The organism is Sphaerisporangium corydalis, from assembly GCF_025506355.1.
Lineage (GTDB): Bacteria > Actinomycetota > Actinomycetes > Streptosporangiales > Streptosporangiaceae > Sphaerisporangium > Sphaerisporangium corydalis.
Genome location: NZ_JANZYP010000028.1, coordinates 1 through 13,994, shown reverse-complemented (window position 1 = coordinate 13,994; position 13,994 = coordinate 1). Strand labels below are relative to the sequence as shown.

Here is a 13,994-nt window from a genome sequence, read left to right as displayed (position 1 = left end):
TCGCCGCCGCGGGGTGTGGACGGCGCGCCGGGACGCGGGCGCGCACCTTCGCGGTCGGAAATTACTTGGTTAAGGTAATTATTACTCATGCAAGTAAGCGAGGGGCCGTCCCGGCGGCGCACGTTCGCCGGGCGGGCGCGGCGGGCGCAGATCGTCGAGGCCGCGATCGGCGTCATCGCCGAGCTGGGCTACGGCCAGGCGTCCTTCGCGCGCATCGCCGAGCGCGCCGGGCTGAGCAGCACGCGCCTGATCTCCTACCACTTCGCCGGCAAGGACGAGCTGATCAAACAGGTCGTCGCCCAGCTCTACGGGGAGATGTCCGGGCACATGGCCGAGCGCGTCCAGGCCGAGTCCACGCCCGCCGGGGCGTTCCGGACCTACATCCAGGCGCTCGTCGGGTTCATCTCGGCGCACCGGGCCCGAATGAAGGCCCTGCTGGAGATCTTCCTCAACCACCGCGACGCCGACGGCGGCGTGACCTCCTACGACGCGGCCACCGACCTGGCCACGCTCGCGCCGATCGAGGAGATCCTGCGATGGGGCCAGCGCGAGGGCGAGTTCCGGATGTTCGACACCCGGGTGATGGCGATGACCGTGCACCGGGCCATCGACGGGCTCCCCTTCCTGCTGGAGGCCGACCCCGGCCGGGACCTCGACGCCTACGGCGAGGAACTCGTCACGCTGTTCGACCTGGCCACCCGGAGCGCGAGGTGAGACGCGGCGGGGGTGAACCGGCCGCGACCCGGTGAGGTACTCAGGTGCGGCCGGGTACGCGTACTCAGGCGCCCGCGCCGCCGGCGGTGGACCATCGAAGCATGACGAAGCCCATCCAGCCCACCATGACCGGTGCCTACTACGCGCAGTGCGTCATCTCCTTCGGGCTCGCCCTCGCCAGTGTGGCGATCGGCATCGCCTACCTCCCCGTGGACGCCTGGATCCGCGCCTTCCTGGCGGTGGCCGTCCTGTCCACGGTGACCTCGTCCTTCGTCCTGGCCAAGTGCGTGCGCGACCGCCAGGAGCTCGGCAACGTGTCCAGCCGCGTCGACCAGGCCCGCCTGGAGAAGCTGCTCTCCGAGCACGACCCCTACAAGGTCGACGCCCTCTGATCGGTCCTGGGCGCGCTCCGAGGTCCCGGGGGAGCACGGGGCGCGCCTAGGACTCGCCGAGACCGCGTTCGATGGCGTACCGGACCAGCTCCACGCGGTTGTGCAACTGGAGCTTGTTCAACGTGTTCTGCACGTGGTTCTGCACGGTGCGGTGTGAGAGCACCAGCCGTTCGGCGATCTGCTTGTACGACAGGCCCTTGGCGACCAGGCGCAGCACCTCGGTCTCGCGGTCGGTGAGCCGGGGGCCGTCGTCCGGCGCGGACCGCGCGGCGAGCCTGCGGTACTCGCCGAGCACCAGCCCGGCCAGCCCGGGGGTGAACACCGGCTCGCCCTCGGCGGTGCGCCGCACGGCGTCCAGGAACTCCTCCCGGCTCGCCGACTTCAGCAGGTACCCCGAGGCGCCCGCCTTGACGGCCTCGAGGACGTCCTCCTGCTCGCCGCTGGCCGACAGCACCAGCACGCGGGGCGGGTGCTCGCGGGCGGCGAGCCCCCGGGCGACCTCGGCCCCGGGGATGTCGGGCAGCCTCAGGTCGAGGATCACCACGTCGGGGCGCACCGCCGAGGCGACGCGGAGCGCCTGGCGTCCCTCACCGGTGGTGGCCACCACGTCGTACCGCGCCTCGCCGAGGTCGCGGGCGACCGAGTCACGCCACATCGGGTGGTCGTCCACCACCATCACCCGTAAAGCGGTCACGACCGTAACTGTAGGGCGGTTCGCCGCCCCCGGCCTAGGCGGCGGGGGATCCGGACCGCGCGGGGGCCGGCACGGCCAGCTCCACCTCGGTCCCCTGCCCGGGGACGGAGGTGAAGCGGGCCGTGCCGCCGAGGACGGCGACCCGGCCGAGGATCGACTGGGCGACGCCGAGCCGGCCCTCGGCCTCGGCCCGCGCGAGGCGTCCGGCGGGGATGCCGGGCCCGTCGTCGCGGACGGTCACGGTGATGGTGCCGCCGTCCTGCTCGGCGAACACCCAGGCGCGGGTGTCCTCGGCGCAGTGGACGCGCACGTTGTCCAGGGCCGCGCCGACCGCCGCCGCCAGTTCCCCGGCCTGCCCCGCGCGCAGGAGCAGCGGGGTCGCGGGCGTGGACACGGTCACGGCGGCCGAACCGTACCGGCGCAGCAGGGGCACCAGGTCGGCGAACCCTTCGTCCTCGTACGAGGACGAAGCCGGTGCGGCGCGGACCATCTCCCGCAGCGCCTCCTCCTGCTCCCCGGCGAGCCGCCCCAGCTCGGCCGCTTCACCGCCGAGTTCCAGCCCCCGGCGCCGCACCATCGCGAGCACTTGCAGGACCGAGTCGTGGATGCCCCGGGCGAGCCGGTCGCGCTCGCGGGTGGCCGCCTCCATCTCGACGGCCCGCTGGAGCCGTTCCTCCGCCTGCGTGGTGAGCCGGGCGACGTGGCCGACGACCGCTCCGGCGAGGATGAGCAGCACGGTCCCGTTCAGGGGGACGAACAGGTCGAACCCCCGCAGGCCGCGCTGCCACAGGTCGGCCATCGACAGCACGACCGCCGCCACGATCCCCGCCCGGCGCCCGGCGTACACCGCCCAGGCGAGCACGGGCCCGGCGACCCAGGTCGCGGTGACCGGCATGATCCCGTCCGGGCCCGCGGTGGGCCCCTGGACGTACGGGGAGGCGAGCAGGCACCCCATGGTGACCAGGACGTCGATCACCAGGAGCGTCCGGCCTCGGGCGACCGAGTAGCCGAACGCCGTCGCGGCGGTCCACAGGGCCATGACGCCGATGACGAGCCACCCGACGACGGGCCGCTGATAACCACCGGCGCCCGCCAGCGCCAGCGCCGCGTAGCCGACCGAGGCGATACGGTAGACCACGATGGCCCGCCAGAATGATTCGGCTATCCCCATGACAGGGCCGGCACACCGTTCCCGGCACGGCCGCCAGGACCGGGAAGGACGGCCGGTCTCCGCCCAGCGGAAACGCGGTGGCCTGGCAGGTCACAAGCTCGCAGCGGCGGCTGGATTCTCCAAAGAAGCCAGCGATCTGGCGGAAATAAGGTCATATCGCGGTTACGCTCGATTCATGGTTAGGCAGCAGACAGCGGTAGTACCGGCAGATCCAGAAAACCCTGGCACCTGCCTATGCGGGTATCCAGCCGACTACGTGATCGAGACCAACTGGTTCTCGGGCAGGCGTTCCCGGGACCCGGTATGTGAGCCGCACGTCGACGAGGTGGTGCGCGGCATCGCCAAGAAGAACGCGGTGCGGAACGGCGGAGCTTAGAGCGGCCGGCGAGGCCGGCGCGTGAGGTACCGGGCGCCCAGGAGGCACCAGGGCTCCCGGTCACCGGAAGTACGAGACACGTCACCCCAGCAGGCGTAGCAAGTCGGCGGTGGTCGCCACGACCACCGCCACGACCCCCGTCACGACCCCGTCGCACCGGTCACGGCCGGCCCGCCGGGGCGAGGTCCGGGTGCCCGCGGTGGGCGGACCAGTCCGGGGACAGGACGGACATCACGATCGCGTCGTGCCATGCGCCGTCCCAGCGCAGGGCGTCACGCAGCACACCCTCCCGCACGAAGCCCACCTTCTCGTAGACGTGGTGCGCGCGTGCGTTGAACGCGAACACCTCGAGCCCGATGCGGTGCATCCCCACGGTCTCGAACGCGTGGGCCAGCGTCAGGCGGGTGGCCTCGGTGCCGAAACCCCTGCCGTACGCGCGCGGGCCGACCAGCGCGATGCGCAGGTTGCAGGACACGTTGCCGGCGTCGAGGTCGTTGAGCACGATCTCGCCCACGTAGGAACCGTCGGACGCGTCGCAGATCGCCAGGTCGAGCCGGTCCTGCTGCGCGCCGCGCGAGGAGTACCAGATCCTGGCCGCCTCGTAGCTGATCTCCGCCTGCGACCCGGTGAGCCGCCGGGTCTCGGGGTCGCGCACGAGCTCCCACAGCCCGTCGGTGTCCTCGGGGCGTACCGGGCGCAGCACGACGCGCTCGCCGGCGAGGGTGGGTTTATCGCGGAACATCACGCAAGAGTGCGTATCACCGACGTGCCTGCCTGGGCAAACGGAACGGCCGCCACCCGGACGGACGAGGCGCGCGCCCTGTCCGATCTGCGGGAAAGGTCTCCTGACGTTTGAGATCCGTGGGGGGGAAAGAAGGGGTGGCGAGGAGCGAAGGAGGCATTTCCATGACCATAGCCGGAAGCATCTTCCTGATCATGCTCGGCGCCATCCTGACGTGGGCCGTCGAGTTCGACCTCGCCGGCGTCGACATCAACGTCGTCGGCGTGATTCTCATGCTCGGTGGCATCGCCGGTCTGCTGTTCGGCATCTGGCGGATGGCGAACATGCGCCGCACGGCGGCCGTCAGCCGGACGGACACCGTCACCCCTGTCACCCCCATGAGCCCGGTCGACGGCACGAGGACCCAGGTGTACGAGGAGCGGCGTTACGACGACCCGATGGCCTGACCTTGGCTCTCACCCCGGCGGGAAAACTCGTTAGAGCCTTTCCTGCAGGGGTAGCGGGGGTTCATGGCGAAGGAGGACACCATGGCGGATATCACGGATCGTGCGCAGGACGCGCTCGCCGAGGCGAAGAAGAGCACCGGGGACCTCGCGGTCAAGGCCGGGGACAAGGCCGGAGATCTGGCCGTGAAGGCCGGTGACAAGGCCGGCGACCTCGCGGCCAAGGCGGGCGACAAGGCCGGGGAACTGGCCGCCAAGGCCGGTGACAAGGCGGGCGAGCTCGCCGCCAAGGCGGGGGACAAGGCCGGGGAGTTCACGGCCATGGCCACCGACAAGGCCGGGGAGCTCACCGCCAAGGCCGGTGACAAGGCGGGCGACCTCGCCGAGCTGGCCGGCACCAAGGCGGGCGAGCTCGCGGGCAAGGCCGGCGACCTCGCCGAGAAGGCCCGGGCCAACATGCCGGACGAAGTGAAGGACGCCGCCGACAAGGTCGTCACGCAGGCCAAGAACCGCCCGTGGGCGACGGCGGCCGTGGTGGCCGGCGTTCTGCTCCTCTGGCGCGCGCTGCGAAGGAAGAAGTGACGTGAGAAAGCTTGTCTACAGGTCGGCGGGCGCCCTTTCCGGCATGGCCGGCGGTCTCCTGTCCGGCCTGATCTTCAAGCAGGTGTGGAAGCTGGTGGCGGGCAAGGGCGACGCCCCGGAGGCGACGTCCCGGCAGTACGGCTGGACCGAGATCCTGATCGCCGCCGCCGTCCAGGGCGCGATCTTCGGGGTGGTCAAGGCCGCGATCGACCGCGCCAGCGCGGAAGGCTTCGAGCACGCCACGGGTGAGTGGCCCGGAGACTGATCGCCGATCGTGGTCCGCGCGTCCGCCGCCGTCGCTCACCCGCGACGGCGGCTTTCGTCTGCTCGGTCAGCGGCGTGCGAACAGGACGGCCATGGCCGCCGCCGCGGCGCCGCCCACGCCGGCCGCGATCAGGTTGCGGTGCTGGGACATCCAGACCTGCGCGCTGCGTTCCTTCGAGCGATCGTCGAAGCTCCCGTGGGCGCCGTAGTCGCGGTCCTGGTCGGCTGGCTCCCACAGGTTGGCCACGCCGCTCGGCCGCTTCTCGTCGGTCTGCTGCGACTTCACGCCCGTCCTGCCGAGGTAGCGGTCGATCAGCCCGGGGGCGAGCCGCTCGCCGATGATCGTCGCGGCCGTGCTGCCGCCCACCCAGTACTCGCGCCGCGCCGGGTGCTCGGCCGCGTACACGATGGCCTGGGCGGCCACCTCCGGCTGGAAGATCGGCGGCACCGGCTGCGGATGACGCCGCAGCCGCGAGAGCACCCAGTCGAACTGCGGGGTGTTCACCGCCGGGAGCTGCACCATCGTGATCTTCACGTCGCTGCGCTCGTTCATGAGCTCCGTGCGCACCGACTCGGTGAAGCCCTTCATGGCGTGCTTGGCACCGCAGTAGGCCGACTGGAGCGGGATGCCCCGGTAGGCGAGCGCCGACCCGGCCTGCACGATGACGCCCCTGTTCCTGGTCCGCATCCTCAGCAGCGCGGCCCGGGTGCCCCAGACGTACCCGAGGTAGCTGACCGCCGTGGTCCGCTCGTACTCGGCCGGGTCGATCTCCGTGAACGGCGCGAACACCGAGGAGAAGGCCACGTTGATCCACACGTCGATGGGGCCGAGCTCACTCTCGATGGCGTCGGCCGCCGCGTCCACCGCGCGGTGGTCGGAGACGTCGGCCGCGTACACCGTGGCCGTCCCGCCCGCGGCGCCCACTTCGGTCGCGGCGGTCGCGAGCCCGGTCTCCCCCCGCGCGATGAGGGCGACCTTGGCGCCCTTCTCTCCGAGCATCCGTACGACCGCGCGGCCGACGCCACCACTGGCGCCGGTCACCACTACGACTTTGCCGGTTAACACGTCTTCTCCTTCTCAGCCGGTGGGGCGGGACTCAGCCGGTGGAGCGGGGCCCGGTGCCGATGCGGCGCTGCCGCCGTACGGCCAGGACGACGTCCACGACGGCGGCCACGGCCACCACGGCGAGCACGATGGCGAGCACCGGGGCCTTCGCGACCAGCGCGAGAACGCCCAGGGCCAGCGCGAGGAACAGGACGAACGACCCCAGACGTATGTGAATGACATCCCGGGGTGTTCCGGTCACCATGGGCGTGCCAGTGGTCGACCGCTGTTCCGGAGTTTCGTCCGTCATCGCTCCCCCTCTGCGCTGAAAACTCCCATTACCCGACAAATCCGATGACATGTTCGCTCCGTGTGCGGCGGGAGCCGACGGGCGGATCGCGCCCGCGTGCTTCCTACCGGCGAGTTCCGTTTCGGAACAGCTACCGCCCGGGAGGCCTTCCAAACATCGCCCCCCGCGGCGAGAGCCCCTCACACGGTCAGGGGACGGGCACCGACAGCACCGCGCGGCCCGCCGCGACGACCTCTTCCACGGTCACCGACCGGGGGTCGGTACCCCGTGAGAGGGCCCGGTGCCGCGGCCGGTCGGCCGGCGGTCCCCACCGGGCGGGCGAGCCGGGCCCGAACACCACCACCGACGGCGTCCCGTAGGCGGTGGCCAGGTTGGCCACCCCGGTGTCCGCGCTGACCACCAGGCCCGCCCCCGACACCAGGGCGCACAGCTCCCTCAGGGTCGTGCGGCCGGCCAGCACGCTCCGGGGGAGCAGCCCGGCCTGGGCGGCGACCAGCAGGGCCATGGGGCGTTCCCTGCGGGTGCCCGTCACCACGGGGCGCAGCCCCTCGGCGGCCATGGCCCTGGCGACCTCCGCGAAACGCCCGGGCGGCCACCGCCGCGCCGCGTCCCGGCCGCCCGGATGGATCACGACCGCGCCCGGCGCCGGGTTCGGGCAGAGCGGGACAGGGAGCATGAGGTCGTCGGGGTCCGCGCGCGAGCCGTACCACCGGACCAGGCGGCACCACCGCTCCACCTCGTGCTCGTGCTCGTGCCAGGACGGCCCCTTCAGCCGGGGCATCGCCGGGTTGGCGAACGCCCACAGCCGCCGGGGGCGCGCGTCCATCAGCAGGTGGTGGCTCTTCGGCCCCCGGCCGTGCATGTTGACGGCCAGGTCGGGCCGCCGCCCGTTCCACATGAACTCGTCCAGGCCGCTCGTGGGCAGCAGGCCCTCCACCGCCCCGGTCAGCAGGGCCAGGTCGCTCAGCTCCGGTGGCGCGGCGAGCACCACGCCCAGGCCGCCGCGGCGCAGCGCCCGGAGGGCCGGCACGGCGGTGAGCAGCTCACCGACGCCGTGCGCCCGCAGCACCACCGCGACGCTCATCGTTCCTGCCCCCTCACGGGGGATAGCGGGGGGTCCTGGGAGTTCACGATGCCTTCCTTCCGATGGGGACGCGCCCCCGGGCCGCGAGGACCTGCTCGTAGACGGCGCAGGTCTCCTCCGCGACGCGGGGCCAGTCGTACCGCGCACGCGCCCGCGCGGCGCCCGCCTGGCCGTAGGCCGCGAGCAGTCCGGGGTCGCCGAGAAGAGTGTTGACGGCCGTGGCGAGCGCCCTCGGCTCACGGGGCGGGACCAGGAGGCCGGTCACGCCGCCGACGACGGTCTCGCAATGGCCGCCCACGGCGGAGGCGACCACAGGGAGCCCGCACGCCATGGCCTCCAGGGCGACCATGCCGAACGGCTCGTACCAGGGCACGCACACGGCCACGTCGGCCGAGCGCATGAGCGCGGGCACCTGCTCGTGGGCGACCCGCCCGACGAAGCGGACCCGGCCGAGCACCCCGGCCTCGGACGCCACCCGGCGCAGCCGCGCCACCTCGGGGTCGTCGTCCAGGTCCTGCGGGAGCGGCCCGCCCGCGACGATCAGCTCGGCGCCGGGAACCAGGCGCATGGCCTCGATGGCCGTGCTCACCCCCTTGCGGGGCACCAGCCGCCCGATGGACAGCAGTCTCCGGCCGCGCGGCCGGGGCGCGACAGGACCGGCGGGGCCGAAGTCCGCGCAGTCGACCCCGCAGGGGACCACCTGGACCGAGCGCCGGGGGACGTCCATCCGGAGCAGCTCACCGGCCTCGTCGCCGCACGTGGCGATCACGCGGTCGACGCCGTGGGCGATCACGGCCTCCGCCTTCAGCCGCTCCCGGGGGCTCGGGTCGCCCGCCCCCTGGTGGCGCCGCTTGACCACGCCGAGGGCGTGGAAGGTGTGCACGACCGGGATCCCCGGATCCCTGGCCGCCGCCAGGGCGGCCAGGCCGCTCATCCAGAAGTGGCTGTGCACGACGTCCGGCGGCTGGAACGTCCAGTGCTGCCGCAGCCAGTGCGCGAAATCGGGGACCCAGGGAAGGATCGCGTCCTTGGAGATCCTGGACGGCGGGCCGGCGGGGACGTGGACCACCCGGACGCCGGGGGCGAACGCCACCTCCTCGGGCAGCTCCGCGCCGTCCCTGCGGGTGTAGACGGCGACCTCGTGTCCCCTGGCGGCCAGACCCCGGGCCAGGGCCGCGACATGGACGTTCTGGCCGCCGGAATCCTCGCCCCCGAGCGCGGCGAGCGGGCTCGCGTGCTCGGACACCATCGCTATCTTCACCGGGTCTCCTCCATGTTGCCGAACCCTGCATGGTCCCTGGCCCGGTCGCGGGGCAGGGGACGCCCGGTGACCCGCGCGCGCCGTCCGGCCGGAGAACCGCCGCCGGGCGTGACCGATCACGAAAGGGCGAATCACGACACGACTAGGAAGGGCGGAACGCGGTCACGCGGTGCACGGGTGACAAGGTGCACGACGCCGGCGCCGACGGTGTCCCGCCGTGGGCGGGACCGTCCGGAGTCCGGCCGGGTGACCTGAGCGCTCGCTGCCTTGGGGACTGGAGATCGGATGACCCGCACCCACCGCCCACGTCGTCGGGGGCGGCGCATGCGTCTTGTCAACGGACGGTTCTATCCTCAAAAAGAGGGCTGAAACCTCCCTGGTTTCAACGCCCGCGCGCCGGGCACAGCCCTTGGTTTCAACGCCCGTCCCCCCGGGCACAGGCAGGAGCCTGCACTCGATCGGAGGGGGGATCATGTCCCACGAGACCGGGAACCACACCGTGTCGCACGAAGCCGCGTCGCACGAAGCAGTGCCCCATGAAGACGCGCCCCACGGAGACGCGCCGCACTACGTGGCCGCCCGCGTGCAGCGGGCGCTCGCGGAGGACGAGCGGACCTACGAGCTGGGCATCCGGGTCGACATCCGGGGCGACCTGCTGTTCCTGCGCGGCCAGGTGGAGGGCGACGAGCGCCGGCTGCTGGTGGCCGCCGTCGCGGGCGAGACCGCGCCCGGCCTGAAGGTGCGCAACGAGGTCACCGTCGTCGAGGTCAGGGACCCTGGAGAGGAGGAGACCCTGTGAAGATCAGAGTCGCGGCCGTCGGTGACGTCCACCTCGGCGAGGACATCCGAGGGAGGTACCGCCGCAGGCTCGAGGGCATCGAGGAGCGGGCCGACGTCCTGCTGCTCGCGGGCGACCTGACCCGACACGGCACCCCCGAGGAAGGCAGGATCGTGGCCGAGGAGTTCCGCGACCTGCCGGTTCCGGTGGTCGCCGTGCTCGGCAACCACGACTACCAGTCCGACGCCGAGGACGAGATCGCCGAGCTGCTCGGCGACGCCGGGATCCGCGTGCTGACCGACGACTCCACGGTCCTGGACTTCGGCGGCGTACGGCTGGGCGTGGTGGGCGGCAAGGGGTTCGGCGGCGGGTTCGCGGGCAAGTGCGCCAGCGAGTTCGGCGAGCCGCAGATGAAGTCGTTCGTCCGGCACACCAGGGAGATCGCCGAGCTGTGGCACAAGGCGCTCAAGGGCCTGGACACCGACTACCGGGTGGTGCTCAGCCACTATTCGCCGGTCAAGGACACCCTGGCGGGCGAGCCGCTGGAGATCTATCCGTTCCTCGGGAGCTACCTGCTGGCCGAGGCCGTCGACTCCGAGGGCGCCGACCTGTTCCTCCACGGGCACGCGCACGCCGGTGTCGAGAAAGGGGTCACCCCGGGCGGCCTGCGGGTGCGCAACGTGGCGCTGCCCGTGCTCGGGCGGGCGTACGCCGTCTACTGTCTGGGCGGCGAGGACCCCGAAAGCTGCTGACCCGCTTCCGGGGCGGTGCCGACCGGTCTGGAGGCCCCCAAAAGCTGCCGGCCCCGTCCAGGATTCCTGGGCGGGGCCGGGGTTTTCACGAATGGATGGGCGATAAGGCAACACGTGTGAAATTCCGATGAAGAAAGTCTTCTTCTGGGAATGGCCGCATGATGTCAGGCGGTCCGGCCCGTTGGTGCGGCCGGCCGCTGTATTCGTCAATCCTCTGGGAAGTGCCGGGGCCGGCGTCAGACGACGTGGCCCAGGCGGAGCCCGCGCGGCCGTGGGCCGCCGGATCCTCGAGGTGGGACGGCCGCGGCCGGCGGACCGGATCGGCCGGTCCGCCGCTTGCGCGTCCCAACTCGCCTCTTCTTCGAGGTGCTGTTACGGATGAAAAATGCTGACGCCGCCCGGGCCGACGAGCAACCCGACGACGATGAGGACGATCCCCCAGAGGAGGTCGCGACGGGCCAGGATGACGTAGATCCCGGCGATGACCAGAACGACGGCGATGAGCCAAAGAAGTGTACCCATGGGCATCCCTCTGCCCTGACAAATCCAGCCTTAACGTTTTCGAGGATCAACTCTTTCGCGGGCTCGATTCTTGGCCGAGCCGTGGCCTCCTGAGGGGGCCTTCTTGGCGAACGCGGCCCCGGGCCACCGCGGCGTACGCGCGCCCGCCGGCCCCATGGCCGCAGGGGCATCCGGGGCCCCGGGACGGGAACGGGCGCCTCCCCGGCGCGGTGCCGGAGAGGCGCCCGTCAGCGCCCTCGTCCTTCGTCCGGTGCTAGGCCGGCTCGACCTCGTCGCGCCTGCGGTACCGGGAGACCAGCGGCTCGACGAACCACAGCCAGGCGCTCAGCCCGGCCACCCCGCCCGCGAGCAGGGCCGCAGGCAGGATCCCGAGGAACGCCTCCACGACCAGCCCGGTCGAGCAGGTCATGGAGGTGGCCAGCGCGACCCCGCCCACGATGCCGAGCCGGTTGGCGCGGTGGAGCATGAGCTCCTTGAGCTGGGTGCGGAACAGGATCCTGTGCTGCGTCGCCGGGGCGATGAAGCAGATGGAGGCCACGGCGGCGCTCAGCATCGCCACGTAGAACAGCCACCGGCCCGCCTGGTCGACCTTCCCGAACCCGGCGGAGAAGGGGAGGGTGAGCAGGAAGGCGAACAGGACCTGCACGCCCGTGGCCGCCACCCGTAACCCCTGGAGGAGCTCGCCGAGCTCACGGTCGACCCGTTCCTTGTGGCTCTCGTCGGAACCGGGCCCGGCCATGTCACTCAACGTCATGTTGTTTCCTGATCCTTTCGCGCCGGTGCGCCCGCACCATCCGCCGTACGGTGAACAGCACCGCCGCGAGCGCGGCGTACGCCAGCAGGCCCAGCAGGACGGTCAGCCAGACGGCCCCCGCCTGCCCCGCCACCACGCTGAGCAGGGTGCAGGCGACCAGCCCCAGCGCGGCTATCCCGAACCACTTGCCGTACGGGTTCTCCTGAAGGACCTTCAGCGAGCCGCTGAGGGAGATCTCCGACATCACTCCTCCTCGGCCGGCGTCATCAGCTTCCCGTACACGAGCTGGAGCCAGTCGGAGACAGCGACGGCGGACATCGTGACCCCGGCGAGGCGGGTGACGCCGGGGGCGAAGACCATCCCGGCCGCGTACGCGGTCGCCACCCACTGCGCGATGCAGAACGGGCACGTCACCAGCTCGCCGATCGCGTGCTTGATGCCGTGGCCGCGGACCTCCTCCTTCAGCTCGGCGGGCCCGCTCACCCCGGTGTACCGGGTGAAGGGCGCCCGGAGGGGGCTGGTGACCGGGTCCTTGGTGAGCGTCCGCGACATCCGGTGCGTGCTCAGGCCCATCAGGAGCAGGTCCATCGGGGAGATCCGCTTCGGCGGCCGGGCGCCGGTCAGCCTGCCCAGGGCAAGGAGGCCGGCCACCGCACCGCCGTAGACTCCGAGAACGCGCAGGTAGGAGCCCAGCGGCCGTTCAGCGCCGTTCTCGTAGGCTCGTTCCTCCTTACGAAGTGTGTTCGCAATTGTGTTGGTCATACGGCGCCGCCTACCCGTACGGCGCCCGGCCATGCGCCGCGTTTGCACCGGAAACGGCGCGGGTACACGGGATCTCTAACCGTAGGGGGGGTCTTGGGCAGCCACACGCATGAGGTCACCGACGCCATCATCGACACACTCAAGCGCGCCGGTTCCGTGCTCAAAGCCGAAGGGGTGCGGTTCGCGCTCGCGGGCGGGTGCGCGGCCTACGCCAGGGGAGCGGCCCCTTCACTGCACGACGTGGACTTCGTGCTGGTGGAGGAGGACGTGCCACGGGCGCTGGAGAAGCTGCGGGAGGTGGGGTTCCGCACCGCCAAACCGCCAGAGGACTGGCTGGTCAAGGCGTTCGACGAGGGGGACAGGCTCGTCGACCTCATCTTCAGGATCGACGAGCGGGCGATCACGCCGGCGATGATCGAGCGGGCTGACATGATCAACACGGCGGCGCTGAGCCTGCCGGTGCTCGACGCGACCGACCTGGTCATCTCGTGGATCCTGCCCATGTCGGAGCACAGTTGCGACTACGGCTCGATGCTGCCGCAGGTCCGGGCGCTCCGGGAGCAGGTCGACTGGGACCGGGTCGCCGTCGCCGCCTCGGTCAGCCCGTACGCCGCGACCTTCCTCACCCTCCTGGACCGCCTCGGCGTCGCCTGCCCCAAACCCCCACCCCCCAACGCCGACACCACCTGGCCCTGACACGGCGGAGGGCCGCGCCTCCCGGCCCGGCCCTGACACGGCGGAAGGCCGCGCCTCCCCGGCGCGGCCTTCCGTACTACTTCCCTGGGTCGGGTGATGGCCTAGAGGGTGCCCGGCCCGAAGGTGGTCCTTGCTACAAGGTGCCCGGCCCGAAGGGGAAGCGACCGTAGTAGTCGCCGACCTGGGTGCGGTACGCGGGCTCCTTGAAGGCGCCCTCGTCGAACTCGGGCGAGTCCTTGATCTCCTGCTTGGTGCGGCTGAGGAAGACCTTCTTCTCCTGCGGGTCGATCTGGGTGACCGTGCTCGCGGGAAGCATGACCTTCTTGCCGAAGATCCAGGGACCGGTGTCGACGATCAGGTAGCTCTCGCCGACGTCGTATGTCGCCTCGTCGACCGAACCGATCTTGCCGTCCGTGGCCTCGACGTGGTACCCCACCACGTCGAAGGTCTGGCCGGCACCGGTGACGGTCGGGCTGAAGCTCCAAAGATCCTGCTGCATGTTTCTCGTTCTCCCTTCGATGGACTTCGTCGGGACCCTTCGCCTACCCGCTCACTCCCCGCCAAACGTCCCCCTCCCGCCACGCCGCCCTGTCCCGACGGTCATCCGGCCCGACGACCACCCCCTCCCGCCCCCACCGAATCGTCCCCTCAC

General features: G+C 71.6%; 20 protein-coding genes. 8 read left to right on the top strand and 12 right to left on the bottom strand.

Annotated elements, in window-relative coordinates; genetic code table 11:
* The first annotated feature begins 87 nt into the window (after positions 1–87).
* Together NYZ98_RS19945 and NYZ98_RS19940 are read left to right on the top strand one after the other, a co-directional pair.
* Positions 88–714 (top strand): TetR/AcrR family transcriptional regulator, encoded by a 627-nt coding sequence (locus NYZ98_RS19945; RefSeq protein WP_262844337.1) that lies wholly within the window; start codon positions 88–90, stop codon positions 712–714.
* Positions 715–815: 101 nt separating this feature from the next.
* Complete coding sequence (locus NYZ98_RS19940) at positions 816–1,106, top strand: YiaA/YiaB family inner membrane protein (protein WP_262844336.1); 291 nt, start codon at positions 816–818, stop codon at positions 1,104–1,106.
* Positions 1,107–1,152: 46 nt separating this feature from the next.
* On the opposite strand, the gene NYZ98_RS19935 is transcribed toward NYZ98_RS19940, so the two are convergent.
* The 3 genes from NYZ98_RS19935 to NYZ98_RS19925 all read right to left on the bottom strand — a co-directional run bounded on the left by NYZ98_RS19935 (position 1,153) and on the right by NYZ98_RS19925 (position 4,089).
* Positions 1,153–1,782 carry a response regulator gene (locus tag NYZ98_RS19935; RefSeq protein ID WP_262844420.1) on the bottom strand — a complete coding sequence of 210 codons (630 nt, stop codon included), beginning with the start codon at positions 1,780–1,782 and terminating at the stop codon, positions 1,153–1,155.
* Between the two features lie 52 nt (positions 1,783–1,834).
* Positions 1,835–2,938, bottom strand: coding sequence for a MacS family sensor histidine kinase (gene macS / locus NYZ98_RS19930; protein WP_407696424.1), 1,104 nt, complete (start codon positions 2,936–2,938; stop codon positions 1,835–1,837).
* Positions 2,939–3,507: 569 nt separating this feature from the next.
* Positions 3,508–4,089, bottom strand: coding sequence for a GNAT family N-acetyltransferase (locus NYZ98_RS19925; RefSeq protein ID WP_262844334.1), 582 nt, complete (start codon positions 4,087–4,089; stop codon positions 3,508–3,510).
* Between the two features lie 164 nt (positions 4,090–4,253).
* On the opposite strand from NYZ98_RS19925, the gene NYZ98_RS19920 reads away from it, so the two are divergent.
* The 3 genes from NYZ98_RS19920 to NYZ98_RS19910 all read left to right on the top strand — a co-directional run bounded on the left by NYZ98_RS19920 (position 4,254) and on the right by NYZ98_RS19910 (position 5,379).
* Positions 4,254–4,535, top strand: coding sequence for a DUF6458 family protein (locus NYZ98_RS19920; RefSeq protein ID WP_262844333.1), 282 nt, complete (start codon positions 4,254–4,256; stop codon positions 4,533–4,535).
* 81 nt (positions 4,536–4,616) lie between these two features.
* Positions 4,617–5,114, top strand: a complete 498-nt coding sequence (locus NYZ98_RS19915) for a hypothetical protein (RefSeq protein WP_262844332.1) — start codon at positions 4,617–4,619, stop codon at positions 5,112–5,114.
* Position 5,115: 1 nt separating this feature from the next.
* Positions 5,116–5,379, top strand: coding sequence for a DUF4235 domain-containing protein (locus tag NYZ98_RS19910; protein WP_262844331.1), 264 nt, complete (start codon positions 5,116–5,118; stop codon positions 5,377–5,379).
* Between the two features lie 66 nt (positions 5,380–5,445).
* Here NYZ98_RS19910 and NYZ98_RS19905 read toward each other — a convergent pair whose 3' ends face one another.
* The 4 genes from NYZ98_RS19905 to NYZ98_RS19890 form a co-directional block, all read right to left on the bottom strand.
* Complete coding sequence (locus NYZ98_RS19905; RefSeq protein WP_262844330.1) at positions 5,446–6,444, bottom strand: SDR family oxidoreductase; 999 nt, start codon at positions 6,442–6,444, stop codon at positions 5,446–5,448.
* A 31-nt stretch (positions 6,445–6,475) separates the two neighbouring features.
* Positions 6,476–6,733 (bottom strand): hypothetical protein, encoded by a 258-nt coding sequence (locus tag NYZ98_RS19900; protein WP_262844329.1) that lies wholly within the window; start codon positions 6,731–6,733, stop codon positions 6,476–6,478.
* A gap of 187 nt (positions 6,734–6,920) precedes the next feature.
* The gene (locus NYZ98_RS19895; RefSeq protein ID WP_262844328.1) at positions 6,921–7,817 is read right to left on the bottom strand and encodes a glycosyltransferase family 9 protein; all 897 of its coding nucleotides are present in this window, start codon (positions 7,815–7,817) and stop codon (positions 6,921–6,923) included.
* Positions 7,818–7,860: 43 nt separating this feature from the next.
* Positions 7,861–9,078 (bottom strand): glycosyltransferase, encoded by a 1,218-nt coding sequence (locus NYZ98_RS19890; protein WP_262844327.1) that lies wholly within the window; start codon positions 9,076–9,078, stop codon positions 7,861–7,863.
* 472 nt (positions 9,079–9,550) lie between these two features.
* Between NYZ98_RS19890 and NYZ98_RS19885 the strand changes: the two genes are divergently transcribed.
* Positions 9,551–9,877, top strand: coding sequence for a BON domain-containing protein (locus NYZ98_RS19885; RefSeq protein WP_262844326.1), 327 nt, complete (start codon positions 9,551–9,553; stop codon positions 9,875–9,877).
* On the top strand, positions 9,874–10,608 hold the full coding sequence (locus tag NYZ98_RS19880; protein ID WP_262844325.1) for a metallophosphoesterase family protein: 735 nt from the start codon (positions 9,874–9,876) through the stop codon (positions 10,606–10,608). Before NYZ98_RS19885 ends, NYZ98_RS19880 begins: the two co-directional genes overlap by 4 nt.
* 372 nt (positions 10,609–10,980) lie before the next feature.
* Here the strand turns inward: NYZ98_RS19880 and NYZ98_RS19875 are convergent, their stop codons facing one another.
* The 4 genes from NYZ98_RS19875 to NYZ98_RS19860 all read right to left on the bottom strand — a co-directional run bounded on the left by NYZ98_RS19875 (position 10,981) and on the right by NYZ98_RS19860 (position 12,646).
* Complete coding sequence (locus tag NYZ98_RS19875) at positions 10,981–11,130, bottom strand: GPGG-motif small membrane protein (protein ID WP_189166679.1); 150 nt, start codon at positions 11,128–11,130, stop codon at positions 10,981–10,983.
* Between the two features lie 253 nt (positions 11,131–11,383).
* Positions 11,384–11,884: a DUF6328 family protein gene (locus NYZ98_RS19870; protein WP_262844324.1), complete on the bottom strand. Its 501-nt coding sequence runs from the start codon at positions 11,882–11,884 to the stop codon at positions 11,384–11,386.
* Complete coding sequence (locus tag NYZ98_RS19865) at positions 11,871–12,128, bottom strand: hypothetical protein (RefSeq protein WP_262844323.1); 258 nt, start codon at positions 12,126–12,128, stop codon at positions 11,871–11,873. Before NYZ98_RS19865 ends, NYZ98_RS19870 begins: the two co-directional genes overlap by 14 nt.
* Positions 12,128–12,646 carry a DUF1360 domain-containing protein gene (locus tag NYZ98_RS19860; protein WP_262844322.1) on the bottom strand — a complete coding sequence of 173 codons (519 nt, stop codon included), beginning with the start codon at positions 12,644–12,646 and terminating at the stop codon, positions 12,128–12,130. Before NYZ98_RS19860 ends, NYZ98_RS19865 begins: the two co-directional genes overlap by 1 nt.
* Before the next feature lie 93 nt (positions 12,647–12,739).
* Between NYZ98_RS19860 and NYZ98_RS19855 the strand changes: the two genes are divergently transcribed.
* Entirely contained in the window at positions 12,740–13,342 is a 603-nt protein-coding gene (locus tag NYZ98_RS19855; RefSeq protein WP_262844321.1) for a nucleotidyltransferase, read from the top strand.
* Positions 13,343–13,475: 133 nt separating this feature from the next.
* On the opposite strand, the gene NYZ98_RS19850 is transcribed toward NYZ98_RS19855, so the two are convergent.
* Entirely contained in the window at positions 13,476–13,841 is a 366-nt protein-coding gene (locus NYZ98_RS19850) for a PRC-barrel domain containing protein (protein WP_262844320.1), read from the bottom strand.
* Between the last annotated feature and the right edge of the window lie 153 nt (positions 13,842–13,994).

Excerpts from the sequence above, each read along its gene's own strand:
- NYZ98_RS19920 (WP_262844333.1), top strand. The coding sequence starts at position 4,254 with ATGACCATAGCCGGAAGCATCTTCCTGATCATGCTCGGCGCCATCCTG.
- NYZ98_RS19860 (WP_262844322.1), bottom strand. The coding sequence starts at position 12,646 with ATGACCAACACAATTGCGAACACACTTCGTAAGGAGGAACGAGCCTAC.
- NYZ98_RS19935 (WP_262844420.1), bottom strand. The coding sequence starts at position 1,782 with ATGGTGGTGGACGACCACCCGATGTGGCGTGACTCGGTCGCCCGCGAC.
- NYZ98_RS19875 (WP_189166679.1), bottom strand. The coding sequence starts at position 11,130 with ATGGGTACACTTCTTTGGCTCATCGCCGTCGTTCTGGTCATCGCCGGG.
- NYZ98_RS19850 (WP_262844320.1), bottom strand. The coding sequence starts at position 13,841 with ATGCAGCAGGATCTTTGGAGCTTCAGCCCGACCGTCACCGGTGCCGGC.
- NYZ98_RS19925 (WP_262844334.1), bottom strand. The coding sequence starts at position 4,089 with ATGTTCCGCGATAAACCCACCCTCGCCGGCGAGCGCGTCGTGCTGCGC.
- NYZ98_RS19915 (WP_262844332.1), top strand. The coding sequence starts at position 4,617 with ATGGCGGATATCACGGATCGTGCGCAGGACGCGCTCGCCGAGGCGAAG.
- NYZ98_RS19865 (WP_262844323.1), bottom strand. The coding sequence starts at position 12,128 with ATGTCGGAGATCTCCCTCAGCGGCTCGCTGAAGGTCCTTCAGGAGAAC.
- NYZ98_RS19870 (WP_262844324.1), bottom strand. The coding sequence starts at position 11,884 with ATGACGTTGAGTGACATGGCCGGGCCCGGTTCCGACGAGAGCCACAAG.
- NYZ98_RS19900 (WP_262844329.1), bottom strand. The coding sequence starts at position 6,733 with ATGACGGACGAAACTCCGGAACAGCGGTCGACCACTGGCACGCCCATG.
- NYZ98_RS19940 (WP_262844336.1), top strand. The coding sequence starts at position 816 with ATGACGAAGCCCATCCAGCCCACCATGACCGGTGCCTACTACGCGCAG.
- NYZ98_RS19895 (WP_262844328.1), bottom strand. The coding sequence starts at position 7,817 with ATGAGCGTCGCGGTGGTGCTGCGGGCGCACGGCGTCGGTGAGCTGCTC.
- NYZ98_RS19885 (WP_262844326.1), top strand. The coding sequence starts at position 9,551 with ATGTCCCACGAGACCGGGAACCACACCGTGTCGCACGAAGCCGCGTCG.
- NYZ98_RS19945 (WP_262844337.1), top strand. The coding sequence starts at position 88 with ATGCAAGTAAGCGAGGGGCCGTCCCGGCGGCGCACGTTCGCCGGGCGG.